At 45.4% G+C, this 1153-nt stretch carries 2 protein-coding genes; one reads left to right on the plus strand and one right to left on the minus strand.

Annotated features, from left to right (window positions below; all coding sequences use genetic code 11):
- On the minus strand, positions 1-661 hold a 661-nt coding region (locus ASC50_RS00925; RefSeq protein WP_056928589.1), incomplete at its 3' end, for a Nif3-like dinuclear metal center hexameric protein.
- A 293-nt stretch (positions 662-954) separates the two neighbouring features.
- Here ASC50_RS00925 and ASC50_RS00930 point away from each other — a divergent pair.
- Positions 955-1153, plus strand: a 199-nt coding sequence (locus ASC50_RS00930; protein ID WP_162491116.1) for a nucleotidyltransferase domain-containing protein, incomplete at its 3' end; no start/stop codon positions are given.

Raw genomic sequence — 1153 nt, forward strand, 5'->3', positions numbered from 1 at the left:
GATTTTCCACATCATAATAATGATTGTATTTGGCTTCGCCCGTCAAGAAAGCGTCCGCGCCGCAAGCGATGGCATCGGGGAGCAGAAAGGCACCTCCGCCGCCGCAAATGGCGACTTTGCTTATCTTTTTGCCCGTCAAAGGCGAATATTTCAGACAGTTCAAATGAAAAATGTCTTTGATGCGTTGCAAAAATGACTCCTCGTCCTCTTCGGCAAGCAATGTGCCAACCACGCCGGAACCGGTTGGATTGTCGGTCAAGCCTGCAATAACACCCGCGTGAGGGCGCAGGATTTGCACCTCTTGCAGACCGATTTTTTCTGCCAAGTGGAAATTGACACCGCCATGAGCGTTGTCTAAGTTGGTGTGGGCGGCATAGATGACGAGATTGTTTTTGCAGGCTTTCACTACGCAACGTTCGATGTAGGTTTGGTCGGAAATGGAGCGTAAAGGCTTGAACAGCAGGGGGTGATGCGAAATTATCAGGTTGCAACCCAGCTCAATAGCCTCATCGAGCACATCTTCTGTCACATCCAAACAGAGAAGCACCCCTCCGGCAGTCTGTTCCACATCACCCACTTGCAACCCCGAATTGTCCCATTCATCTTGCAAGGAGAGTGGCGCAAACGCCTCTAACTCGTCTATGAGCTGTATTATTTTCATAAGACGGCGCAAAGGTACGAAAAAGTTATGAGTTATGAGTTATGAGTTATGAGTTATGAGTTATGAGTTTTTTTTGTTGGTCAAGTTTTGTTGTGCAGATATAGACAGATTTGGTACACATTAGTGACTAATATGTGGTGGATGTGCTTTTTTTGCGTAACTTGATAGAAAGCGAGCGGGTGTATTCCTCTGCCGGTGAGTTCATTGACGAGTGTTCGGTGTCGGAATTGGGATTGCTCTTGAACATGTATATTAAAAATTTTGTTTAACTTTGCACAAAAATATTAGACGCTATGAATCAGCAGATATTCAAAGAAATTCAGGCATTGAAACGGCAAATAATGCCAAACGACAAATTGATTTTGTTCGGCTCACAGGCACGCGGCGATGAGCGTCCGGAATCGGATTGGGATTTGCTCGTGCTTTTGGATAAGCCTAAACGTGAAGTGAAAGATTATGACATTTATGGTTACCCTTTCACAGATTTAGGGT

The organism is Candidatus Symbiothrix dinenymphae, from assembly GCF_001431085.1.